Source organism: Streptomyces sp. NPDC048521 (genome assembly GCF_043199855.1).
Lineage (GTDB): Bacteria > Actinomycetota > Actinomycetes > Streptomycetales > Streptomycetaceae > Streptomyces.
Window position 1 is genome coordinate 1 of record NZ_JBICWR010000022.1, and the last position, 20,039, is coordinate 20,039.

Annotated in this window: 13 protein-coding genes and 2 pseudogenes; 2 read left to right on the plus strand and 13 right to left on the minus strand. The window is 73.5% G+C overall.

Going from position 1 to position 20,039, the window contains the following annotated elements; genetic code table 11:
• Positions 1-119: 119 nt before the first annotated feature.
• From ACGFRF_RS35265 to ACGFRF_RS35285, 5 genes and pseudogenes are all read right to left on the minus strand, one after another.
• Positions 120-467, minus strand: a pseudogene (locus ACGFRF_RS35265) (molybdopterin cofactor-binding domain-containing protein); the annotation flags it as partial.
• Between the two features lie 70 nt (positions 468-537).
• Positions 538-1,728 (minus strand): sensor histidine kinase, encoded by a 1,191-nt coding sequence (locus tag ACGFRF_RS35270; RefSeq protein ID WP_393747109.1) that lies wholly within the window; start codon positions 1,726-1,728, stop codon positions 538-540.
• A gap of 164 nt (positions 1,729-1,892) precedes the next feature.
• On the minus strand, positions 1,893-3,632 hold the full coding sequence (locus tag ACGFRF_RS35275) for a cation acetate symporter (RefSeq protein WP_393747111.1): 1,740 nt from the start codon (positions 3,630-3,632) through the stop codon (positions 1,893-1,895).
• 31 nt (positions 3,633-3,663) lie between these two features.
• On the minus strand, positions 3,664-4,074 hold the full coding sequence (locus tag ACGFRF_RS35280; RefSeq protein ID WP_393747113.1) for a hypothetical protein: 411 nt from the start codon (positions 4,072-4,074) through the stop codon (positions 3,664-3,666).
• 137 nt (positions 4,075-4,211) lie between these two features.
• On the minus strand, positions 4,212-5,024 hold the full coding sequence (locus ACGFRF_RS35285) for a LytR/AlgR family response regulator transcription factor (RefSeq protein ID WP_393747115.1): 813 nt from the start codon (positions 5,022-5,024) through the stop codon (positions 4,212-4,214).
• Between the two features lie 152 nt (positions 5,025-5,176).
• On the opposite strand from ACGFRF_RS35285, the gene ACGFRF_RS35290 reads away from it, so the two are divergent.
• Positions 5,177-6,220 carry an NUDIX domain-containing protein gene (locus tag ACGFRF_RS35290; protein ID WP_393747117.1) on the plus strand — a complete coding sequence of 348 codons (1,044 nt, stop codon included), beginning with the start codon at positions 5,177-5,179 and terminating at the stop codon, positions 6,218-6,220.
• 6 nt (positions 6,221-6,226) lie between these two features.
• Here the strand turns inward: ACGFRF_RS35290 and ACGFRF_RS35295 are convergent, their stop codons facing one another.
• The 8 genes from ACGFRF_RS35295 to ACGFRF_RS35330 all read right to left on the minus strand — a co-directional run bounded on the left by ACGFRF_RS35295 (position 6,227) and on the right by ACGFRF_RS35330 (position 18,892).
• Entirely contained in the window at positions 6,227-8,599 is a 2,373-nt protein-coding gene (locus ACGFRF_RS35295) for a glycoside hydrolase family 65 protein (protein ID WP_393747119.1), read from the minus strand.
• Positions 8,600-8,601: 2 nt separating this feature from the next.
• Positions 8,602-10,698, minus strand: a complete 2,097-nt coding sequence (locus tag ACGFRF_RS35300) for a xanthine dehydrogenase family protein molybdopterin-binding subunit (RefSeq protein ID WP_393747120.1) — start codon at positions 10,696-10,698, stop codon at positions 8,602-8,604.
• Between the two features lie 28 nt (positions 10,699-10,726).
• Positions 10,727-11,722: an FAD binding domain-containing protein gene (locus tag ACGFRF_RS35305; RefSeq protein ID WP_393747122.1), complete on the minus strand. Its 996-nt coding sequence runs from the start codon at positions 11,720-11,722 to the stop codon at positions 10,727-10,729.
• Positions 11,719-12,258 (minus strand): 2Fe-2S iron-sulfur cluster-binding protein, encoded by a 540-nt coding sequence (locus tag ACGFRF_RS35310; RefSeq protein WP_393747124.1) that lies wholly within the window; start codon positions 12,256-12,258, stop codon positions 11,719-11,721. Before ACGFRF_RS35310 ends, ACGFRF_RS35305 begins: the two co-directional genes overlap by 4 nt.
• 75 nt (positions 12,259-12,333) lie before the next feature.
• Complete coding sequence (locus tag ACGFRF_RS35315; RefSeq protein ID WP_393747126.1) at positions 12,334-13,194, minus strand: hypothetical protein; 861 nt, start codon at positions 13,192-13,194, stop codon at positions 12,334-12,336.
• 87 nt (positions 13,195-13,281) lie between these two features.
• Complete coding sequence (locus ACGFRF_RS35320) at positions 13,282-15,462, minus strand: RICIN domain-containing protein (RefSeq protein WP_393747128.1); 2,181 nt, start codon at positions 15,460-15,462, stop codon at positions 13,282-13,284.
• Between the two features lie 22 nt (positions 15,463-15,484).
• Positions 15,485-16,840, minus strand: a complete 1,356-nt coding sequence (locus tag ACGFRF_RS35325) for a ricin-type beta-trefoil lectin domain protein (protein ID WP_393747130.1) — start codon at positions 16,838-16,840, stop codon at positions 15,485-15,487.
• A gap of 174 nt (positions 16,841-17,014) precedes the next feature.
• Positions 17,015-18,892 carry an ABC transporter ATP-binding protein gene (locus ACGFRF_RS35330; protein WP_393747323.1) on the minus strand — a complete coding sequence of 626 codons (1,878 nt, stop codon included), beginning with the start codon at positions 18,890-18,892 and terminating at the stop codon, positions 17,015-17,017.
• Positions 18,893-18,985: 93 nt separating this feature from the next.
• On the opposite strand from ACGFRF_RS35330, the pseudogene ACGFRF_RS35335 reads away from it, so the two are divergent.
• Positions 18,986-20,034: pseudogene (locus ACGFRF_RS35335) on the plus strand (YbhN family protein).
• The last annotated feature ends 5 nt before the right edge of the window (positions 20,035-20,039 follow it).

A 20,039-nucleotide genomic window follows, 5' to 3' on the forward strand; every position in this document is an offset into this window, starting at 1 on the left:
TGAACGCGCACAAGTCCGGCACCATCAAGGGCCTGACCGCCGACGTCGGCGCCTCCATCACCTCGGGCGCCGCCATCTGCGAGATCAAGGACTGAGCACGGTCCGGGTACGCATGCTCGCAGGAGGGCCTCGACGGTGACGGGGGTTCGCGGACGCGGCGGCCGGTGCCGTGGAAGACCGCGTTGGTGATGGCGGGGGCCACGCCGACGTGGACGGCCTCACCGAGGCCCTTGACGCCGAGAGGGCCGGCCTCGCGGTCCTGCCCTTCCGGGTGGATCGCCCGCAGGCCGGGACGTCGGCGTTGACCGGGACGAGGTAGTCGGCGGGGTCGGCGGTGACGATCCTGCCGTCCCGGGGTCCGTGACCGTGTGCTCCAGCAGGGCGGAACCGATGCAGGCCACCATGGCGCGAAGCGCCTGGCTGTCGGTCGGTTCGGGGCTGATGATGCGGCCCGTGTCGGACACGCCGGGGTCCGTGCCGGGCGGTGGACCGATGGGAGCGGGTGCTCGATCCTGCCGCCCGTTGCCGCGACAGCCGTCAGCGCGGCGGTGCCTGGATGCCGGGTCGGAACTTGGGGACGCGAACCGTGATCTTCGTGCCGGCTCCGACGCCCGTCTCGATGACGAGGCCGTAGTCGTCGCCGTAGACCTGGCGCAGTCGTCGGTCGACGTTGCTCAGGCCGATACCGGTGGACGGGCCGGCGGTGCCGCGCAGGATCGCGCGCAGGCGTTCCGGTTCCATGCCGATGCCGTTGTCCTCGATGACGACCCGGGCCTCGGTGCCCTCGTCCTCGGCGACGATGGTGACGCTGCTGCGGTCGACGGATTCCTCCAGGCCGTGCTTGAGGGCGTTCTCGACGAGGGGTTGCAGGCAGAGGAACGGGAGCGTCACGGGCAGCACCTCGGGGGCGACGCGCAGGGTGACCCGGAGGCGGCGGCCGAAGCGGGCGCGAGCGAGTTCCAGGTACTGCTCGATGGACCGCAACTCCTCGGCGAGGGTGGTGAAGTCGCCGTCACGGCGGAAGGAGTACCGGGTGAAGTCGGCGAATTCCTGGAGGAGTTCGCGGGCCCGCTCAGGATCCGTGCGGACGAAGGAGGCGATGCTCGCCAGGGAGTTGTATATGAAGTGCGGGGAGATCTGGGCGCGCAGGGCCCGGACCTCGGCCTCGTGCGCGCTGGAGCGGGCCCGGTCGAGGTCGGCGAGGTCGAGTTCCGCGGAGAGCCGGCGGGCGGCTTCCTCGGCGGCCCGGACCAGCGTGGTGGACTCCGCGCCGCCGAGCACGGCGAGGGTGCCGAGAGTCCGGCCGTCGGCCGTGAGGGGGACCAGTACGCCCCAGCGCACGGGGCAGTCCTCCTCGTCGCACGGCAGCGGGAGGATCCGGGTGCGGGGGCTGGGGGCGAGCTGTGCCGCGAGCTGGTCGCGGTGGTGTTCGGCGGCTCCGTCCCAGGCGAGGACGGTGTCGTCGGCGACGGCGACGGCGAGCGCGGACGTGCCGAGCAGGGGACGCAGCCGGCGGACCGCCTTCCGGGCCGCCTCCGGGGTCAGTCCGGCGCGCAGGGGCGCGGCGGCGAGCGAGGCGGTGTGCAGGACGTGGAAGGTGGTGCGTGCCACGTCGCTGTCGGCGGAGTGCTCCTGCTGCCGGCGGGCCGCGCCGTGCCCGAGGGCGGCACCCAGGGCGAACACGGCGAGACCGGCGAGGACGAGGGCGGCGGTGACGAGCACGGTCATGGGCGGCACGCTCGATCCTGGTACGGCTGGTACGGACGGCCGGCGTGCCCGGCGCCCGCGGCGCCCGGGGAGCCGGCTCGCGGGAGGTGACGGGCGGGTGCGGGGCCCGTGTCGGCGGGGCCCGCCGCCGTGTCCGTGGGACTCGTGTGCACGGTGGCTCCTCGTCAGGTGGCGGGTCCGGGGCGGGCGGGCGCCGGTTCGGGCAGGTGCAGCCGGGCCATCGTCGCGGCGGTGCCCGCCGGGACGCGGTCGCGGGTGGCCAGGGAGGTCAGCACCATGGCCGCGAATCCCACGGGGACGGACCAGACCGCGGGCCAGGCGAGCAGGGTGTGCAGCCAGCCCGAGCGGGCGCCGCCGGCGATGGTGACCGTCACCGCGGTGAGCGCCGAGCCGCCGCCCAGGAGGAGCCCGGCGATCGCGCCCGGCGGGGTCAGGCCGCGCCACCAGATACCGAGGACGAGCAGGGGGCAGAACGAGGAGGCGGAGACGGCGAAGGCGAGTCCGACCGCGTCGGCCACCGGCAGGTCGCCGACCACGGTGCCCGCGGCGGTGGGCACCGCGATCGCGGGCAGTGTGGCCAGCCGGAAGTGGCGGACGTGGCGGATGCCGAGTGTGGGCAGCACGTCCTGGGCGAGCACGCCCGCCACGGACATGGTGAGCCCGGAGGCCGTGGACAGGAACGCGGCACAGGCACCGCCCGCCACGAGCGCGCCGAGCAGGTCGCCGCCGATGCCGCCGACCAGGCGCTGCGGTAGGACCAGGACGGCCGCGTCGGTGTCGCCGGTGAGCAGCAGGTCGGGCGCGTAGAGCCGGCCCAGCATGCCGTACAGGGGCATCAGCAGGTAGAAGGCGCCGAGCAGGCCGAGCACGATCACGGTGGTGCGGCGGGCGGCGCGGCCGTCGGGGTTGGTGTAGAAGCGGACGACCACGTGCGGCAGGCCCATGGTGCCGAGGAAGGTGGCGAGGATCAGCCCGTAGGTGGCGTACAGGCTGTGCTGTTCGCGGCTCGACGACAGCGGTCTGGCCCAGCTGGACGGGGCGGTGCGGTCGGGCGTCCGGTCCGGCAGGGGAACCCGGGCGCCGGCCGGGAAGCGCATGGTGGTGTCCGCGCCGAGCCGGTGGCGGCCCTCGGCCAGCCGCAGCGAACCTCCCCGTACGGGACGGCCGTCGACGGTTCCGGACACGGTCACCCGGACCGGCTCGTGCACGGTGACGGTGAGCGGTGTGTCCAGGCGTACCTCGGTGGAGCGGTGGAAGACGGGCCGGTCGTCCCAGGCGGGGACCGGGCTGTGGTCGGCGCGCCAGGCGAGCAGCAGGAACGCCACGGGCACCAGCAGGGCGGTGAGTTTCAGCCAGTACTGGAAGGCCTGGACGAAGGTGATGCTCCGCATCCCGCCGGCGGCGACGGACGCGGTCACCACGGCGGCGACGAGCAGGCCGCCCAGCGGACCGGGGACGCCGGTGAGCAGCCTGAGGGTCAGGCCGGCGCCCCGCAGCTGGGGCAGCAGATAGAGCCAGCCGATGCCGACGACGAGCACGCCGGCGATCCCGCGGACCGCCCGTGACTCGAGCCGGGCCTCGGCGAAGTCGGGCAGGGTGTAGGCGCCGGAGCGGCGCAGCGGGGCGGCGACGAAGGCCAGCAGCACCAGGAATCCGGCAGTGTAGCCGATGGGGAACCACAGCATGTCGACGCCCTGGGCGAGGACGAGTCCGGCGACGCCGAGGAAGGAGGCGGCGGACAGGTACTCGCCGCTGACCGCGAAGGCGTTGATCCGCGGGGCGACGGTGCGCGAGGCCACGTAGAAGTCGGAGGTGGTACGGGAGATGCGCAGGCCCAGCGCGCCGACGAGGACCGTGGCGAGGACCACGGCCGTGACGCCCGCGATGCCGTACGTCTGGTTCACCGGGCGGTCCCGGTGTGTGCTCGGCGCATGGTCAGGCGCGTTCCCCGGGGGCGGGGGCCGGGGCGCCCGTGGCGGTCTCGTCGCGCGCCGTGCCGGTCTCGTTGCGCTCGGCACGGCGGACGTACCAGGCGCCGATGGCGAGCAGGGCCGGGTACGGTGCCACGCCCAGGAGCAGCCAGACGCCCGGCGGGACGCGGGACGCGGCGTCGGGGAACGGCAGGACGCGCAGGACCACGGGGAGCAGCCCGAGGAGGGCCGCGAGCAGGGCCGTGGCGATGAGCGCGGCCCGCAGCTGTTCCCGCATCAATCGCCGTACCGAGGCGTCCACCTGCGGCGCGGGCCGGGTCTCCGGCGAGGCTGCCGGGCGCGGTGCGGTCGTGCCGTCGCAGGGGCGTGGCCGTCCGGTGACCACCTCTCTGCGAGGGACGGACTCCGCACCCATGACGCACTCCCCGACGCCGCGGTGATCACCTGTGTGCGGCGAGTGTACGCAGCGGGCCGGTGGGGAGACAGACGGCGGACGAGAATCGCCACAGGTCCGTCACGCCGGGGGCCGGGCGGCCGGCCGTCCCGGCCGGATCAACGCGCCCGCGCCGCCGCGTGCCGGGCCAGCAGGTCCCGTAGTTCCCGTGCGTTGCGCCGGCTCACGGCGAGGACGCGGTCCCCGATCCGGACGGTCAGGTTGCCGCCGTCCAGGCGGAGTTCCTCGATCCGGCCGAGGGCGACCAGCCGGCTGCGGTGGATCCGCACGAAGCCGCGGTCCCGCCACTGCTCCTCCAGGGTGGACAGCGGGATGCGCACCAGGTGACTGCCGTGGCGTGTGTGCAGCCGCGCGTAGTCACCGTGGGCCTCGACATGGCTGATGTCAGCGACGGGCACGAACCGGGTCACCCCGCCCAACTCCACCGGGACCTGGTCGCCCAGGGCGGGGACCGGCTCGGGCGAGGTCACCGGCAGGACGGCCGGGCGGGGTCCCTGCCCGGCCCGGATCAGCTCGGCGACCCGCCGTACGGCCTCGGCGAAGCGTTCCTTGCGCAGGGGCTTGAGCAGGTAGTCGACGGCCTTGAGGTCGAAGGCGCGGACCGCGAAGTCCTCGTGGGCGGTGACGAACACGATCAGCGGCGGTGCGGCGAACCCGCCGAGCAGGCGGGCCAGTTCGAGACCGTTCAGGCCGGGCATGTCGATGTCGAGGAAGACCACGTCGAAACCCTCCGGGCCGTCCGGGCCCTCCTCGACGGACCGGCTCAGCCGGCGCAGCGCCTCGGTGGCCGACGGCGCGGGCACCACGCGGCCGACCCGTGGGTCCTCCCCCAGGAGGTAGAGCAGCTCCGCGAGCGCGGGTTCCTCGTCGTCCACCGCCAGGACGCGCAGGGCGGCGCCGGTCACGCTCATGCCCTCGAAGCCCCTTTCTCTTCCTCGGTTTCCTCTCGGGCCATCGTGGTCCCCGCGGCCGCCGCCGTCGAGTTCGCGGGCGGCGGTGTGTCACGGCGGTCACCCGGTCATGATCCCTTTGTCCGCGGATCGACCAGCCCAAAGGAGGCCCGGTGGCACATCTGACGCCCGAGGAATGGGACGCGCACTACGCGAGCGGCGGCCGGTTCCGGTCGCTGGGCGGCGCCGAGCGGCGGCTGCTCGCCGCGCACGCCCCGGCGCCCGCGGACGGCCGCGCCCTGGACGTGGGCTGCGGTCTCGGTGAACTCGCCCGGCATCTGGCAGGGTGCGGATACCGGGTGGACGCCGTCGACCGGTCCGCCGTGGCGCTCGCCGAGGCCAGGCGCGCCGACGGCCCCGGGGTGACGTACCGGCGGCTCGACATCGAGCGGGACGACCTCGGCGGACTCCCCCGCTCCTGCTACGACTTGATCACCGTCCGGCTCGTCTGGGCGTTCGTCCGCGACCGCACCCGCGTGCTGCACCGGCTGCGGGAGCGGCTGCGTCCCGGTGGCGCGCTGTGCGTGATCACACCGGTCGCGGACGCCGTACCGGCCAGCCGGCGGGACATCGCCCTGGACGAGGAGGAGATCGGGCTGTTGTGCGCGGGCTGGGAGTCCGCCGAGCGGTACGACGCCGACGGGCTGGCCGTGCTCGTGCTGCGCGGCCCGTCCCCCGCCCCGCCCGGCAGCGCCGGCAAGGGCCGTCCCTCCCCGCACGCCCTCACCGGCGCCGGTGTCGTCGTCACGGACCGGGCGGGCCGGGTGCTGTTGGGCTGGTCGGTGCGGGGCGTGTGGGAGTTGCCCGGCGGCAAGAACGATCCGGGCGAGGACTTCGGCGCGGCGGCCGTGCGGGAGCTGGAGGAGGAGACGTCCCTGAAGGCCGACCCCGCCGGTGCGCGGGTGCTGGCGATCCTGATGGACTCCGTGGACGGCATGCCGAGGCTGACGGCCGCCGTCCGGGTCACCGACTTCACCGGCGAACCCGTCGTCACCGAACCGCGGTTGGTCCGCCGCTGGGAGTGGCACGAGGTCAGCGACCTCCCCGTGCTCGGCCGGCCCCTCTTCACGCCGAGCGCCCATGTCCTCGACACGGTGTGGCCGGGGCTGTTGCCGGGCCTGCCGCCCGTGCACCGGTACCCGGTGGCGGACGGCTGAACGGCCTCACTCGGGCAGCACCAGCCGTGCCGTCACCCCCGGCCGCACGGGTACCACCCGGTCCCGCAGACGGACGTCGATGGGTGAGCGGTCCGAGGACGGTACGTCGATCTCCAGCAGGCCGCTGCGCAGGCGCAGGTGGACGCCCCAGTGGCCGTGGTAGCGGAGGGAGAAGCCGTAGGAGGAGAGTTCGGGCAGCGGCACCGGGTCGAGGCACAGGGCGCCGCCCCGGGTCTCCAGGCCGGTCAGTCCGCGCTGGACGAGGTCGAGGGTGCCGGCCATCGCGCCGAGGTGGATGCCCTCGCCGGTGGTGCCGCCCTGCAGGTCGGCGATGTCGCCGCGCAGGGCCTCCTGGACGAAGGCCCAGGCGTCGGCGCGGCGGGCCCGGGCCAGGATCCAGCCGTGGACCAGGCCGCTGAGGGTGGAGCCGTGGCTGGTGCGGTGCAGATAGTGGTCCACGGTCGCCGTCCAGGTCCGCTCGTCGAGCCGGTAGCCCAACCGGTCGAACAGTCCGCGGAGTTCGGGGGGCGCGAAGAGATAGCCGAGCATGAGGACGTCGGCCTGCTTGGACGCCTTGTAGCGGTTGACCGTGTCGCCCTCGGCCTCCAGGATCCGGTCCAGGCGGCGGATGTCGGCGTACCGCCCGCGGTAGCCGTCCCAGTCCAGCTCGGCGAGGTCGCCGTAGCCCGCGAACTGGCTGATCACCCCGTCGTGGAAGGGGATGTGGAGGGTGCGCGAGATCTCCTCCCAGCGGTCGGGTTCGTCGCTCTCCAGCCCGGCGCCCTCGGTGAGTTCGCGGCGGCGCGGCTCGGGCAGGGCGTGCAGCAGCTCCAGGGTGCGGGTGAGCACCCAGGCGGCGGTGACGTTGGTGTAGGCGTTGTCGTCCAGGCCCGGCCGGGTCGCGCCGGGGTAGGCGTCGTGGTACTCGTCGGGGCCGACCACGCCCTGGATGCGGTACCGGCCGAGGTGGTCGTCGTAACCGGCCGAGTCCGCCCAGAAGCGGGCGATGTGCAGCATCATCTCGGCGCCCTCGCCGTGCAGGAAGTCGATGTCGCCGGTGGCCTCCCAGTACTGCCAGACGTTGTACGCCACCGCCGAGCCGACGTGGTGCTGGAGCCGGGAGTGGTCGGGCAGCCAGCGGCCGGAGCGCGGGTTGAGGTGGAGCTGCTGGGTCTCCTCGCGGCCGTCGCTGCCGCTCTGCCAGGGGTACAGCGCGCCGCGCCGGCCGCGTTCGCGTGCCGCGTGGCAGGCGGCGTCCAGGCGGCGGTGGCGGTAGTGGAGCAGGGCGCGGGAGACCTCGGGGAGGTGGAGGTTGAGGTAGGGCAGGACGAAGAGCTCGTCCCAGAAGACGTGGCCGCGGTAGGACTCGCCGTGCAGCCCGCGGGCGGGGACGCCGACGTCGAGGTCGGCGGTGTGCGGGGAGAGGGTCTGCAGCAGGTGGAACAGGTGCAGGCGCAGGATGCTGCCCGCCTCGCCGGGTACCTCCAGCGCGGTGCGCCGCCACAGCTGCTCCCAGGCGGAGGCGTGCGCGTCCAGCAGTTCGTCGAAGCCGGGCGCGGCGCGGACCCGGTCGACGGCCGCACGCAGCGGGTCGCTGATGGCGGGGTCGTGGGAGGTGTGCAGGGCGACGGTCTTGTCGACGGTGACGGTACGCCCGGGCGGCAGGCGCAGGCGCAGGTGCTGTACGGCGCGGTGGGCTTCGTTCGCGTGCGTGACCGGCGCCGCCCCGGCGGTCAGCCGGCCGGCCAGTCCGAAGCCGATGTCGGAGGTGCGGGTACGGCAGCGCAGCCAGACCGTGCCGGGTGCGGTGGTGCCGACGTGGATCTGGGTGAGGTGCCGGCCGTCCAGGTCGCGGTAGCGGGCGACACCGGAGTTGGTGACGCTCCCGTCGAGCGCGGCCTCGACGTCCAGGTCGACGGTGCGGCCTTCGGTGGTGAACTCGGTGCGCAGGGCGGCGAGATGGGGGTCGGCCAGATGGACGAGGCGCTGTTGCCGCACGAGGAGGGTGCGGTTGGCGCCGAGGGTGTAGCGGGTGCGGCGTTCCAGCAGGCCGGGATCGAGGTGGAGCATCTGGTGGTGTTCGGTGACGGGGGCGGTGTCCGGGGTGAGCCAGTCCTCGCCGACGGGACGGAAGCGCAGTGGCAGCCAGTTGGGCAGGTTGACCATGTCCTCGTTCTCGACCCGGCGTCCGGCGACCTCGGAGGTGAGCCGGTTGTAGCAGCCGGCCCCGTAGGTGCCGGGGTAGTGGACGTCGTCCGCGGTGCACTCGGGCAGCGCCCCGCGGGTGGCGAAGTACCCGTTGCCGAGGGTGCACAGGGACTCCCGCAGGCGTTCCTCCTCGGGCCGGTAGCCGTCGTACTCCCAGGTCGGTCCCGTCACCGTCACCCCTCGGACAGCAGGGCGGTGAGGATCCGGTCGGGGGTGAGGGGAAGTTCGCGGAAGCGGATTCCGGTGGCGTGGTGGACGGCGTTGCCGAGGGCGGCGGCGGTGCCGACGATGCCGATCTCACCGATGCCCTTGCTGCCCATGGGGTTGAGGTGGGGGTCGTCCTCGTCGATCCAGTCGGCCTCGATGTCGGGGACGTCGGCGTGGACCGGCACATGGTAGGAGGCGAGGTCGGCCTCGGTGAAGTCGCCGAACGCGCGGTCCAGGGTGCTGTGTTCGGTGAGGGCCATACCGAGGCCCATGGTCATGGCGCCGACGAACTGGGAGCGTGCGGTGCGGGCGTTGAGGATCCGTCCGGCGGCGAAGACGCCGAGCAGCCTGCGCACGCGGGTCTCGCCGGTGACGGTGTCGACGGCGACCTCGGCGAAGTGGGCGCCGAACGCGTGCCGCGCATAGGGGCTGTCGGCGTCGGCCTTCCCTGTGGTGTCGGCGCGGACCTCGATGCCCTCGGTGGGCAGTGGTCCGGTGTGCGCGGCCAGCCGGGACGCCACCTCGGCACAGGCCTCGTGGACGGCCCAGCCCCAGGAGGCGGTGCCCATGGAGCCGCCGGCCAGCGGGGCCGGGGGCAGATCGCTGCGCCCGACCTCGGTGCGCACCCGGTCCAACGGCACGCCGAGGGCGTCGGCGGCGACCTGGGCGAGGACGGTACGGGACCCGGTGCCGATGTCGGTCGCGTTGGTCCGGACGACGAAGGTGCCGTCGGGCAGGGCCCGGGCGGTGGCCGTGGACGGGGCGATCTGGACGGGGTAGGTCGCGGCGGCCACGCCGGTGCCGACGAGGAAGGCGCCCTCGCGGCGGGCGCCGGGGCGTGGGTCGCGGTCGGCCCAGCCGAAGCGGCGGGCGCCCTCGCGCAGGCACTCCACGACGTGTCGGCTGCTGAAGGGGTCGCCGCTGCCGGGCTCGCGGTCCGGTTCGTTGCGGATGCGCAGGTCCACCGGGTCCATGCCGAGCGCGTCGGCGAGTTCGTCCACGGCGGACTCCAGGGCGTACATGCCGGGCGCCTCGCCGGGGGCCCGCATCCAGGACGGGCTGGGTACGTCCAGCGGGACCACCCGGTGGCTGCTGCGCAGGGCGGGGGTGGCGTACATGACGCGGGAGACCACCGCGGCCTGCTCCACGAACTCCTTGACGTGCGAGGTGTACGTGGTCACCTCGTGCAGCAGGGCGGTGAGCCGGCCGTCCGCGCTCGCGCCGAGCCGCATCCGCTGCACCGTTGGGGCGCGGTGGCCGACGACGGTGGGCAGCTGCCGGCGGGGGTAGGCCAGGGTGACGGGGCGGCCGGTGTGCCGTGCGGCCATCGCGGCGAGGACGACGTCGGGGCGCGGGGTGCCCTTGGAGCCGAAGCCGCCGCCGACGTGCTCGGCGACGACGGTGATCCGCTCCTCAGGCAGCGCGAACAGCTGGGCGAGTACGGAGCGGACGGTCGTGCCCCCCTGGCTTGAGGTGTACACGGTGAGCCGGTCCCCGTCCCAGTGGGCGGTGCTCGCGTGCGGCTCCATGGGGTGGTTGTGCAGCGGCGGCACCCGGTAGACGGTGTCGACGCGGACGTCGGCGGCGGCGAACGCGGCCTCCGGGTCGCCGTGCTCGACGCGCCCGGGCCCGCTGCTGACCTCCTCCGGCTCGTAGGCGCCCGGGTGGCCCTCGACGAGGTCGACGTCGTGGGGCGCGGTGTCGTACGTGACGCGGACGGCACGGGCGGCGGCGCGGGCCGTCTCCGGGGTCTCGGCGACGACGAGGGCCACGCACCAGCCGCGATGGGGCACGTCCGGGCCCTGGAGCACGGCGAGGGTGGCGTCCTCGGGTTCGGCGAGGCGGGGCGCGTCACCGGGGGTGAGGACGGCGAGGACGCCGGGCAGGGAGAGGGCGGCAAAGGTGTCGACGCCGGTGACCCGGCCGCGGGCGATCGCGGCGGGCACGGGCCAGGCGTGGGCGCGGCCGGGCAGGGCGTACTCGGCGGCGTAGCGGGCGGCGCCGGCGACCTTCTGCCGTCCTTCCCGGCGCTCGGCGGGCGCGCCCAGGGCGGTGCCGGTCATGGGATCCTCCAATGGCGTGCCGGTCGACTCAGACCCCCGCGGGCGCCGGGGCGAGACGGCCCAGGACGTCCAGGGCGAGGTTGCGGGCGAGGGGCACTTTGTAGGCGTTGTCCCGCAGCGGTTCGGCGTGGGCGAGTTCGAGGGCCACGGCGCCTTCGAAGGCCGCGGGCGTGGCGGGGGCGCCGAGCAGGGCCAGCTCGGTGTGCCGGGCCCGCCAGGGCCGGTGGGCGAGCCCGCCGTAGGCGACGGCCACCTGGTCGACGACGCCGTCCGCGACCCGCAGCACGACGGCCACGGAGGCGAGGGCGAAGGCGTACGACGCCCGGTCCCGGGCCTTGCGGTAGGCGGACGGGACACCGGCGGTGGCGGCCGGCAGCAGCACGCCGGTGATCAGTTCGCCGGGTCGGATCCAGGTGTCCCGCTCGGGGTGCTCGCCCGGCAGCCGGTAGAAGTCGGCCACCGGAACGCGCCGGGGGCCGTCGGTGCCGTGCAGCTCGACCTGGGCGTCGAGGGCGGCGAGCGCGACGGCCATGTCGGAGGGGTGGGTGGCGATGCAGTGCGGGGAGTGCCCGAGGACCGCGTGGTCGCGGTGGACGCCGTCCCGGGCGCCGCAGCCGCTGCCCGGTTCCCGTTTGTTGCAGGGTTTGCCCAGGTCCTGGAAGTAGGGGCAGCGGGTGCGCTGGAGCAGGTTGCCGCCGGTGGTGGCGGCGTTGCGCAGCTGCCCGGAGGCACCGGCCAGGAGCGCCTGGGACAGTGCCGGGTAGCGGTCGCGGACGCGCGGGTCGGCGGCCAGGTCGCTGTTGCGGACGGTGGCGCCGACTCGCAGGGAGCCGTCGGGCAGGTCCTCGATCGTGTCCAGCGGCAGCCGGCCGACGTCGATGAGGACCGTGGGACGCTCCACGCCGAGTTTGAGCAGGTCGACCAGGTTGGTGCCGCCGGCGAGGTAGGACGCTCCGGGGTGGGCGGCGAGGGCGTCGACGGCCTCCTGGACGGTGCCGGGCCTGAGGTATCCGAAGCCGTTCACCGGATCACGTCCTCCACCGCCTCGACGATGCGGGGATAGGCGCCGCAGCGGCACAGGTTGCCGCTCATGCGCTCACGGATCTCGGGCCGGTCCAGCGGGACGGGCCGGCCGGAGGGGGCCGTGGGGTCGGTGACGTGGGAGGGGTGGCCGGCCGCGGCTTCGGCGAGCATGCCCAGCGCGGAGCAGATCTGCCCCGGCGTGCAGTACCCGCACTGGAACGCGTCCCGGTCGAGGAACGCCTGCTGGAGCGGGTGCGGCTCCTCGCCGTCGCCGCCGAGGCCCTCGACGGTGGTGACCTCGCTGCCGTCGAGGGTGACGGCGAGCAGCAGACAGCTGTTGACGCGGCGCCCGTCGACCAGGACGGTGCAGGCGCCGCACTGGCCGTGGTCGCAGCCCTTCTTGGACCCGGTGAGATCCAGGTCCTCGCGCAGCAGGTCCAGCAGGACGCGCCGGTGGTCGACGTGCAGGGTGTGGGGCTTGCCGTTCACCCGGAGGGTGACCTCGGAGTGGTGGCCGGGCTCGGGTGCACTGGTCATGGCACGAAAGTGACCTTCCGGACGGGCGGTGGTGCCGTGCAGACCGCGTATCCACACCGGGGCGGCTCACACGTATCAGCCGGCGCCCGTGCCGGTCCTGGTCATCTTGCCCGTGACGTCCGCGGTGTCCCCGGCGGGCGGCGCGCCGACCCGCACCTCGGTGCCGTAGTCCGAGAAGCGCAGCACGGTCGTGCTCGTCACGGCGGCGTTCCCCTGGCCCGGTGTCTTCTGGTCGAGCGGGTGCAGGGTGAGCCGGACGCGCTCCTGCCGAAGCCGGCCCTGCCCGTCCAGCCACAGCTCCAGGGGCAGCGTGGAGGTCCCGAGCTGCCGTCGCAGTTCCCGCTCCTGCCCCGCGGTGCCCTGGGAGAGCGCGGAGACGGGGACGGACACGCGGTAGTGGGTGGTGGGGGTGCCGTCGAGGGTCTGGGTGCCGAGCCGGGTGACGTCCTCGGAGCCGATGTCCTTGAGGTAGCGCACCGGCTCGGCCGGGTCGCTGACCTGGGACCGCCCGGCCGAGCCGTTCTTCGCCGACCGGGTCAGGTCGATCTTCGTCCAGGTCTTGCCGTCAGGGACGGTCCCGCGCTGCGTGCCCGACGGCTTCTGGTACACCACGCCGTCGACGACGCGCTGCTCGACGGTGGTGCCCTGCGAGGTCAGGGTGACGCGGCTGGTGCCGTCCTTCAGGTCGGCCACCCCGCTGCCGTGTGCGGTGAGGGCCTGACCCTCGGCGACGACCTTGCTGGTGACGGTCATCTTCGCGGTGCCGGCGGCCACCGTCTTGCGGTAGGCGTCCTGGACGGCCCGGACGGGCGGGGTGGCGCTCGGCCGGGCCTCGGCGTCCCCGCCCTTGCCGTTGCCGTCCTCGCTGCCGCAGCCGGTCGGCCCGGCGGCGAGGACGAGGACGGCGAGGGCACTTGTGATGCGGGCTTTCGACACGGTGGGGGTCTCCTTCAAGTCGGGCCACTTCGCACGTACTTGACCCGACCCCGGTTTCCCCGTCCGGTGCCGCTCACGCCCGTCCGGTCACGGGTAGCGGACCAGGTTCGCCACGTTCGTGCCGGAGTTGGAGGGTCCTCCCGTGTTGTTGACGACATGGCTGATGGTGCCGGTGCCGCCGAGGGAGACGGTCACCATGCTGGTGAAGCGCACATTGGGGTTGTTCGGCGCCTCGATGGCGCGGGCGGCGACGACACCGGGGTTGACGTTGAAGTAGCAGTAGCTGCCGAGGCCGTACGCCTGGTGGCTGGTGACGGAGTCGGCGACCTTGTAGGCGGCGTAGCCCTGGGTGGAGCCGTTCATCCAGGCGGACTGGTTCGGCGGGTCGTAGGGCATCTCGTTCTGGAAGAAGTAGGTGCGGCCGCCGTTGCCGTTCCAGATGGTCTGGTACTTCTGGAAGTGCTCGACGAACAGCCCGTACATCGTCACGTCGTCGCCGTTGACCACGAGCCCGGTGTCCGCGGTGTTGCTGGTCCAGCCGACGCCGCTGCCGTGGTCGGCGCGCCAGATCCACATGTGGTCGCCGATGACGTTGTCGCTGTTGACGACGAGGCTGGTGGCCGCCTTGCCGACGCCCGCGCCGCCGACGCGGAAGTACACGTCGTGCAGGGAGGTCGGGTCGGTCGCGTGGGAGGCGCTGGAGCCGGCCGGCCCGACCTCGACCAGGGTCTTCGAGCTGGTGGTGCCGGCGTCGAAGAGCAGACCCGCGATCTTGACACCGTCGACGTCGGCGACGGTCATCGCGGTGATGCCGTTGTCCGGGACGAAGGTGGCGAGCCCGAGGCCGAGGACGACCGTGTCGGGGCGGGTCACCTTCAGGGTCTGGTCGAGGTGGTAGACGCCGGGCGTGACGAGCAGGTTCTGTCCGGCGGCGAGCGCTGCGTTGATCTGCGCGGCGGTGGCGCCGGGCTTGACGACGTAGAACTGGCTCAGCGGCAGCGAGGAGCCGGACGGGCTGCCGCTCGCCCAGCTGGTCGCCGTGGAGTCGGTGCGCAGCGACGGCACGAACACCTGGTAGTTCCCGGAGCCGTCGACGTACAGGAACGGCTTCTCGCGGCTGACCGGGCTCTGGGCGACCGTGGTGTACGGCGGGTTGGGGAAGCTGGTGCCCGGGACGCCCTGGCTGCCGACGAACACCATGTTCCAGTTGGACCCGGTCCAGCTGCCCAGCTGGGAGTTGCGGGTCAGCCACTGCTGCTGGCTGCCGGAGTTGACCTGCCCGTCGACCTTGCTGTCGGCGAGGTAGCCGCCCGACGACCAGCCGCCGTCGTCGAGGGCGAGGTTGCCGCGCAGATGCATCCGGCGGTACGACGCGGCCTGCGAGACCGCCCAGCGGTCGCCGCCGCCCGTGGGGCTGACGGAGAGGTTCTCGGCGCCGCGCCAGAAGTTCTGGGTGGCGTTGCCCTGGAACCAGTCGGCCTCGGCGTGCACCGCACCGTTGACGGAGACCGCGTCCGGGGTGAGGCCGAGGCCCAGCACCTGGGTGTAGAAGCCTACGTTGACGTTCGCGTTGTACGTGCCGGGCTTGAAGAGGACGGCGTAGCGCTGGGAGCCGAACTGGTTGGTCTCCTGCTGCTTGAAGATCGAGTCCAGCCTGCTCTGGATGGTGGAGGACGGCATCGACGGGTCGAAGACGACGACGTTGGGGCCGAGGTCGGGGTTGCTCGACTGGTTCACCGGGACCACCTGGAAGCGCTGGGCGGCGGTGCCGTTGCAGGTGTACTGCACGAACTGCACGCTGTCGGCGGTCGAGGCGCCGGGGTCGTCCAGGCACTTGCCACTGCCCCGGTTCACGAAGTGGAAGGCTCCCCCGCCGTCGTCCACGGGCAGCCACTGCTGGTTGGCGCCGCCGCCGTAGGTCCACAGGTGGACCGGCGCGTTGTCGGCCGTGGACACGTCGGCGACGTCGACGACCTGGTTGGTGTCGTTGCGGTTGTTGATGCGGACGTAGCCGTTGCCGGCGTCGGTGAAGCTCCACTGCTGGGCCGTGGTGCCGTTGCACGTGTACTGCTGTACGGCGGTGCCGTTGGCGGTGGCGGCGGCCTTGGCGTCGAGGCACTTGCCGCTCGCGGCGTTGACGACGGTGGCGAAGCCGGTGGGCAGGGTCGCGGCCTGAGCGGGTGCGGGCGCGGCGGTGAGCAGGGACGCGGCCGCCACGGTGAGCAGCGCGGCCGCGGTCGGTCCGCGGCGGCGGGAGAGGCGAGGCACGGGATCTCCTGGGGGACGAGGGTCAGCCGGTGTAGGCGGCGAAGACGCGGGTGTAGTCCCAGGCGGACTGGGAGACGCCGGAGCAGCTGTCGGCGGGGCCGCCGGTGCAGGGGCGGTCGCGGTTCGCGGACCAGAAGGTGAGCCGGGCCAGGTGGTGCTGCTGGGCGTAGGCCAGGATGGTCCGGAAGTCGTTCACCGTGACCGTCTCGTTCTGGTCGGTGATGCCGTTCATGGACGAGATGCCCATGTCCCGGTAGGCCTGGTCGTCGCTGTAGTGGTAGGCGTTCTTCAGCGCGTTCTTCAGGCCCTCGGCGGCCTGCGTGGTGAGGTTGCCCATGTTCTGTCCGGCGCCGCCGAAGTCGAACGGCATGATGGCCCAGGCGTCCACGGTCAGCCCGGAGGAGGCGGCCCGGTTGATGAGGCTGGTGTCGGGGCCGCTCTGCCCGGTGCCGATGGTGATGTACACCTTCAGGCCGGGGTTGTTGGCCTTCACCGTCTTCAGCGCGTCCACGGTCCGCTGCTGCACGGTGCCACTGCTGTAGGCGTCGGCCTCGAGGTCGATGTCGATCGCCTTCAGGCCGTAGGTGTTGATCACCTTCTGGTAGGCGGCGGCGAGTTCGCCGGCGCTGGAGCAGGAACTCTCCAGCTTGTTGCCGCTGTAGCCGCCGAAGGACGGAATGACGTCACCGCCGTTCGCCCGCACCGTGTTGACCGTCTGCTGGTCGACCCCGCCGGTCAGCGGGCGGCTGCCGTCCCACTGCGGGTTGCAGTAGCCGTTGCTGAGGACGAAGGCGAGCGTGAAGTACTTGACGCCCGTGGCCTGGGTGATGGTGGTGGGGCTGGGCGGGCTGCCCCAGCCGTTGTAGAGGTACGGCGCCACGGCCATCGGTGCGGCGGGGGTGCTGCCTCCGGACGAGGGCGCGGTCCACTTCTGGTTGGCGGCGCCGGTGCAGCTCCAGATCTGTGCCCGGGTGCCGTTGGCGGAGGTGTTGCCGGTGGCGTCCAGGCACTTGTCCGCCTGCGGGTTGACGATGTCGTGGGCGGCGGTGACGGTCCACTTCTGGTTCGCGCCGCCGGTACAGGTCCACAGCTGCGCCTTGGCGCCGTCGGCGGTCGAATTGCCCGTCACGTCCAGGCACTTGCCGAGTGCCCGGATGGTGCCGTCACTGCCGACCGTCCACTGCTGGGCGGCGGTGCCGTTGCAGTCGTAGAGCTGGACGGCCGTGCCGTCGGCGGAGCTGGCCCCGGCGACGTCGAGGCACTTGCCGCCGAGTCCGGTGATCGTACCGGTGGCGGCGTGGGCGGGAGCGGCGGTGAGCACGCCGGTGGCGAGGGAGAGCGCGGCGAGCGACAGGGCTGCGGTAAGCGGTCTGGCCATGCGGGGGCGGCCTTTCGGTGGGGGTACCGGAACGCGCCCAACTCGGGGGGACAGTTGGGGCGTTGGGCGCGCCCGGTGTCTTTGTTTAAGGCGTGAAGTTAAAGGTCCGGACCACTGGAGTCAAGAGGTTGGACAGCGGTCATGGACTTGGACGCCCCGTGAACTGCCGCTCCTTCAGACGACCGGCACCTCGTCGTCCCGCCGCGTGAACTGCGTCCGGTACAGCTCGGCGTACCGCCCGTCCGCCGCCAGCAGCTCCTCGTGCGTGCCCCGTTCCACGATCCGCCCGGACTCCACGACCAGGATCTGGTCGGCGGCCCGCACGGTGGACAGGCGGTGGGCGATCACGACGGCGGTGCGGCCCTCCAGGGCCTCGGTGAGCGCCTCCTGCACGGCCGCCTCGGAGGTGTTGTCCAGGTGGGCGGTGGCCTCGTCGAGGATGACCACGCGCTGGCGGGCCAGCAGCAGCCGGGCGATGGTCATGCGCTGGCGTTCGCCGCCGGAGAGCCGGTAGCCGCGCTCGCCGACGACCGTGTCCAGGCCGTCGGGCAGGGACCGTACGACGTCGGCGAGGCGGGCGCGGTCGAGGGCGTCCCACAGTTCGTCCTCGGTGGCGGCCGGGCAGGCCAGCAGCAGGTTGGCGCGCACGGAGTCGTGGAAGAGGTGGCCGTCCTGGGTGACCATGCCGAGGGTGGCCCGCAGGGACGCGGCGGTCAGGTCGCGCACATCCACCCCACCGATGCGGACGGCGCCCGCGTCGACGTCGTACAGGCGCGGCAGGAGCTGTGCGATGGTCGACTTCCCCGCGCCGGAGGAGCCGACCAGGGCGACGGTCTGCCCGGGTTCCGCGCGGAAGGAGATGCCGTGCAGGACCTCGGAGCCGCCGCGGGCGTCGAGGGCGGCGACCTCCTCCAGGGAGGCGAGGGAGACCTGGTCGGCGGACGGGTAGGAGAAGCGGACGTCGTCGAACTCGACGGTGACCGGACCCTCGGGGACCTCGCGGGCGTCCGGCTTCTCCTCGATGAGCGGCTTCAGGTCCAGTACCTCGAAGACCCGCTCGAAGCTGACGAGGGCGCTCATCACCTCCACCCGGGCCCCGGCCAGCGCGGTCAGCGGGGCGTAGAGACGGGTCAGCAGCAGGGCGAGGGAGACGACCGCGCCCGCCTCCAGGGTGCCGCGCAGCGCGAACCAGCCGCCGAGGCCGTAGACGAGGGCCAGCGCGAGGGCGGAGACCAAGGTGAGGGAGGTGATGAAGACCGACTGGGCCGTCGCCGTGCGGACCCCGATGTCCCGGACCCGGGCGGCCCGCGCCGCGAACTCCGCCGACTCCTCCTCCGGGCGGCCGAACAGCTTGACCAAGGTGGCGCCGGGCGCGGAGAAACGCTCGGTCATACGGGTGCCCATGGCCGCGTTCAGCGCCGCCGCCTCGCGCTGCATCCGGGCCATCCGGCTGCCCATGCGGCGGGCGGGCAGCACGAACACCGGCAGCAGGACGAGCGCGAGCAGCGTGATCTGCCACGACAGGGTGAGCATCACCGCGAGGGTGAGCAGCAGCGTGACCAGGTTGCTGACGACACCGGAGAGGGTGTTGGCGAAGGCCCGCTGTGCGCCGATCACGTCGTTGTTGAGACGACTGACCAGCGCTCCCGTACGCGTACGTGTGAAGAACGCGACGGGCATGCGCTGCACATGATCGAACACAGCCGTTCTGAGGTCGAGGATGAGTCCCTCCCCGAGCGTCGCCGACAGGCGCCGGCCGAGTATGCCGAGCCCCGCCTCCGCGAGGGCCACGACCGCGATGAGCAGGGAGAGCCGGACCACCGTGCCGGAGTCGTGCCCCACCACGATCGCGTCGACGACGTGGCCGGCGAGCACGGGGGTCGCCACGGCGAGCAGTGCCGTCACCACCCCGAGGAGCAGGAACCGGACGATGCCGGCGCGGTGCGGGCGGGCGAAGACGGCGATGCGGCGCAGCGTGGCGCGGGCGAAGGGGCGGCGCTCGGACTGCGCGTTCATCACGCTGTGCAGCTGCGTCCATGCGGTGGTCTCCATGCTCATGGAAGAGAACATAGAACCTCAAGGTTCGTTGAGGTCAATGTCCGCGCTTTCTCACCCCCACCGGCGTCCCCCCGACCGAAGGCCCCGATGACCACAGTCCGCACACCGCCGTCCCCGGTTCCGCCACCCTGTGCCGGGGCGGCGCGGACAGCCGCTGCCAAGGGGACGGCCGTCCCGCTCGCCCCGCTCCCCCGGGGACGGCTCCCCCGTCGCGTCCCCGTCCGCCAGGTGCTGTGCCTCGTCCCGCTCCTGCTCGTCGCCGTGGCCGCCGTACGGCACCGCTCGGTGCTCGCCGAGGGCTTCGGCCAACTGCGCACCGCCTCCTGGCCGTGGCTGCTCGCGGCGGCCGGGGCGACCTGCCTGACCTGGGTGGCGGCCGCGTTCACCCGGCAGGGCGCGGTGGTGCAGCCGCTGCCCAAGGGGCGGCTGCTGGCCACCCAGTTCGCGGCGGGGGCGGCCAACCACCTGCTGCCGACGGGCTCGGCGCGGGCGCGGTGAACCTGCGCTTCATGACCGTGTGCGGCGTGCCGCTCGCCCGTTCCTCGGCCGCGCTCGCCCTGTACCTGCTGGCCGAGTGCGTGGGCCGGCTCGGCCTGCCGGCCGCGCTGCTGCTCGCCTTCCCGGACGCGCTGCGGCTCGGCACCCTGCTGCCGGACGGCTCGGCGCTCCCGGTGCTGCTGGGCGCGGCCGGCCTGCCGCTCGCGGCGGCGGTCGTCCTGGCGCTCGTACGGCGGTTGCGCACGCGGGTGTGCGCCTTCGCGCGGGACGTCCTGGGCGAGGCGCGGTCGGTGCACACCCGGCCGGCCCGCGCCCTGACCCTGTGGGGCGGCTCGCTGGCGTTCACGGCGCTCCAGACGGCCGGTCTCGCCGCGGTCGGCCGGGCGCTGCGGCTGCCGGTGCCGCCCACGCACATGGCGCTGGCCTATCTCGCGGCGACGGCCGCGGTCGCCCTGGTGCCCACACCGGGCGGGCTGGGCTCCGTCGAGGCGGCGCTGATCGTGGCGCTGGTCGCGGTGGGCGGCCCGGCCGCGGTGGCCACGGCGGTGGTGCCGGCCTACCGGGTCATCACCGTGTGGGTGCCGCTGGTGCCGGGGGCGCTGACGCTGGGGGCGCTGGTGCGGCTGAAGTTCATCTGAGGCAC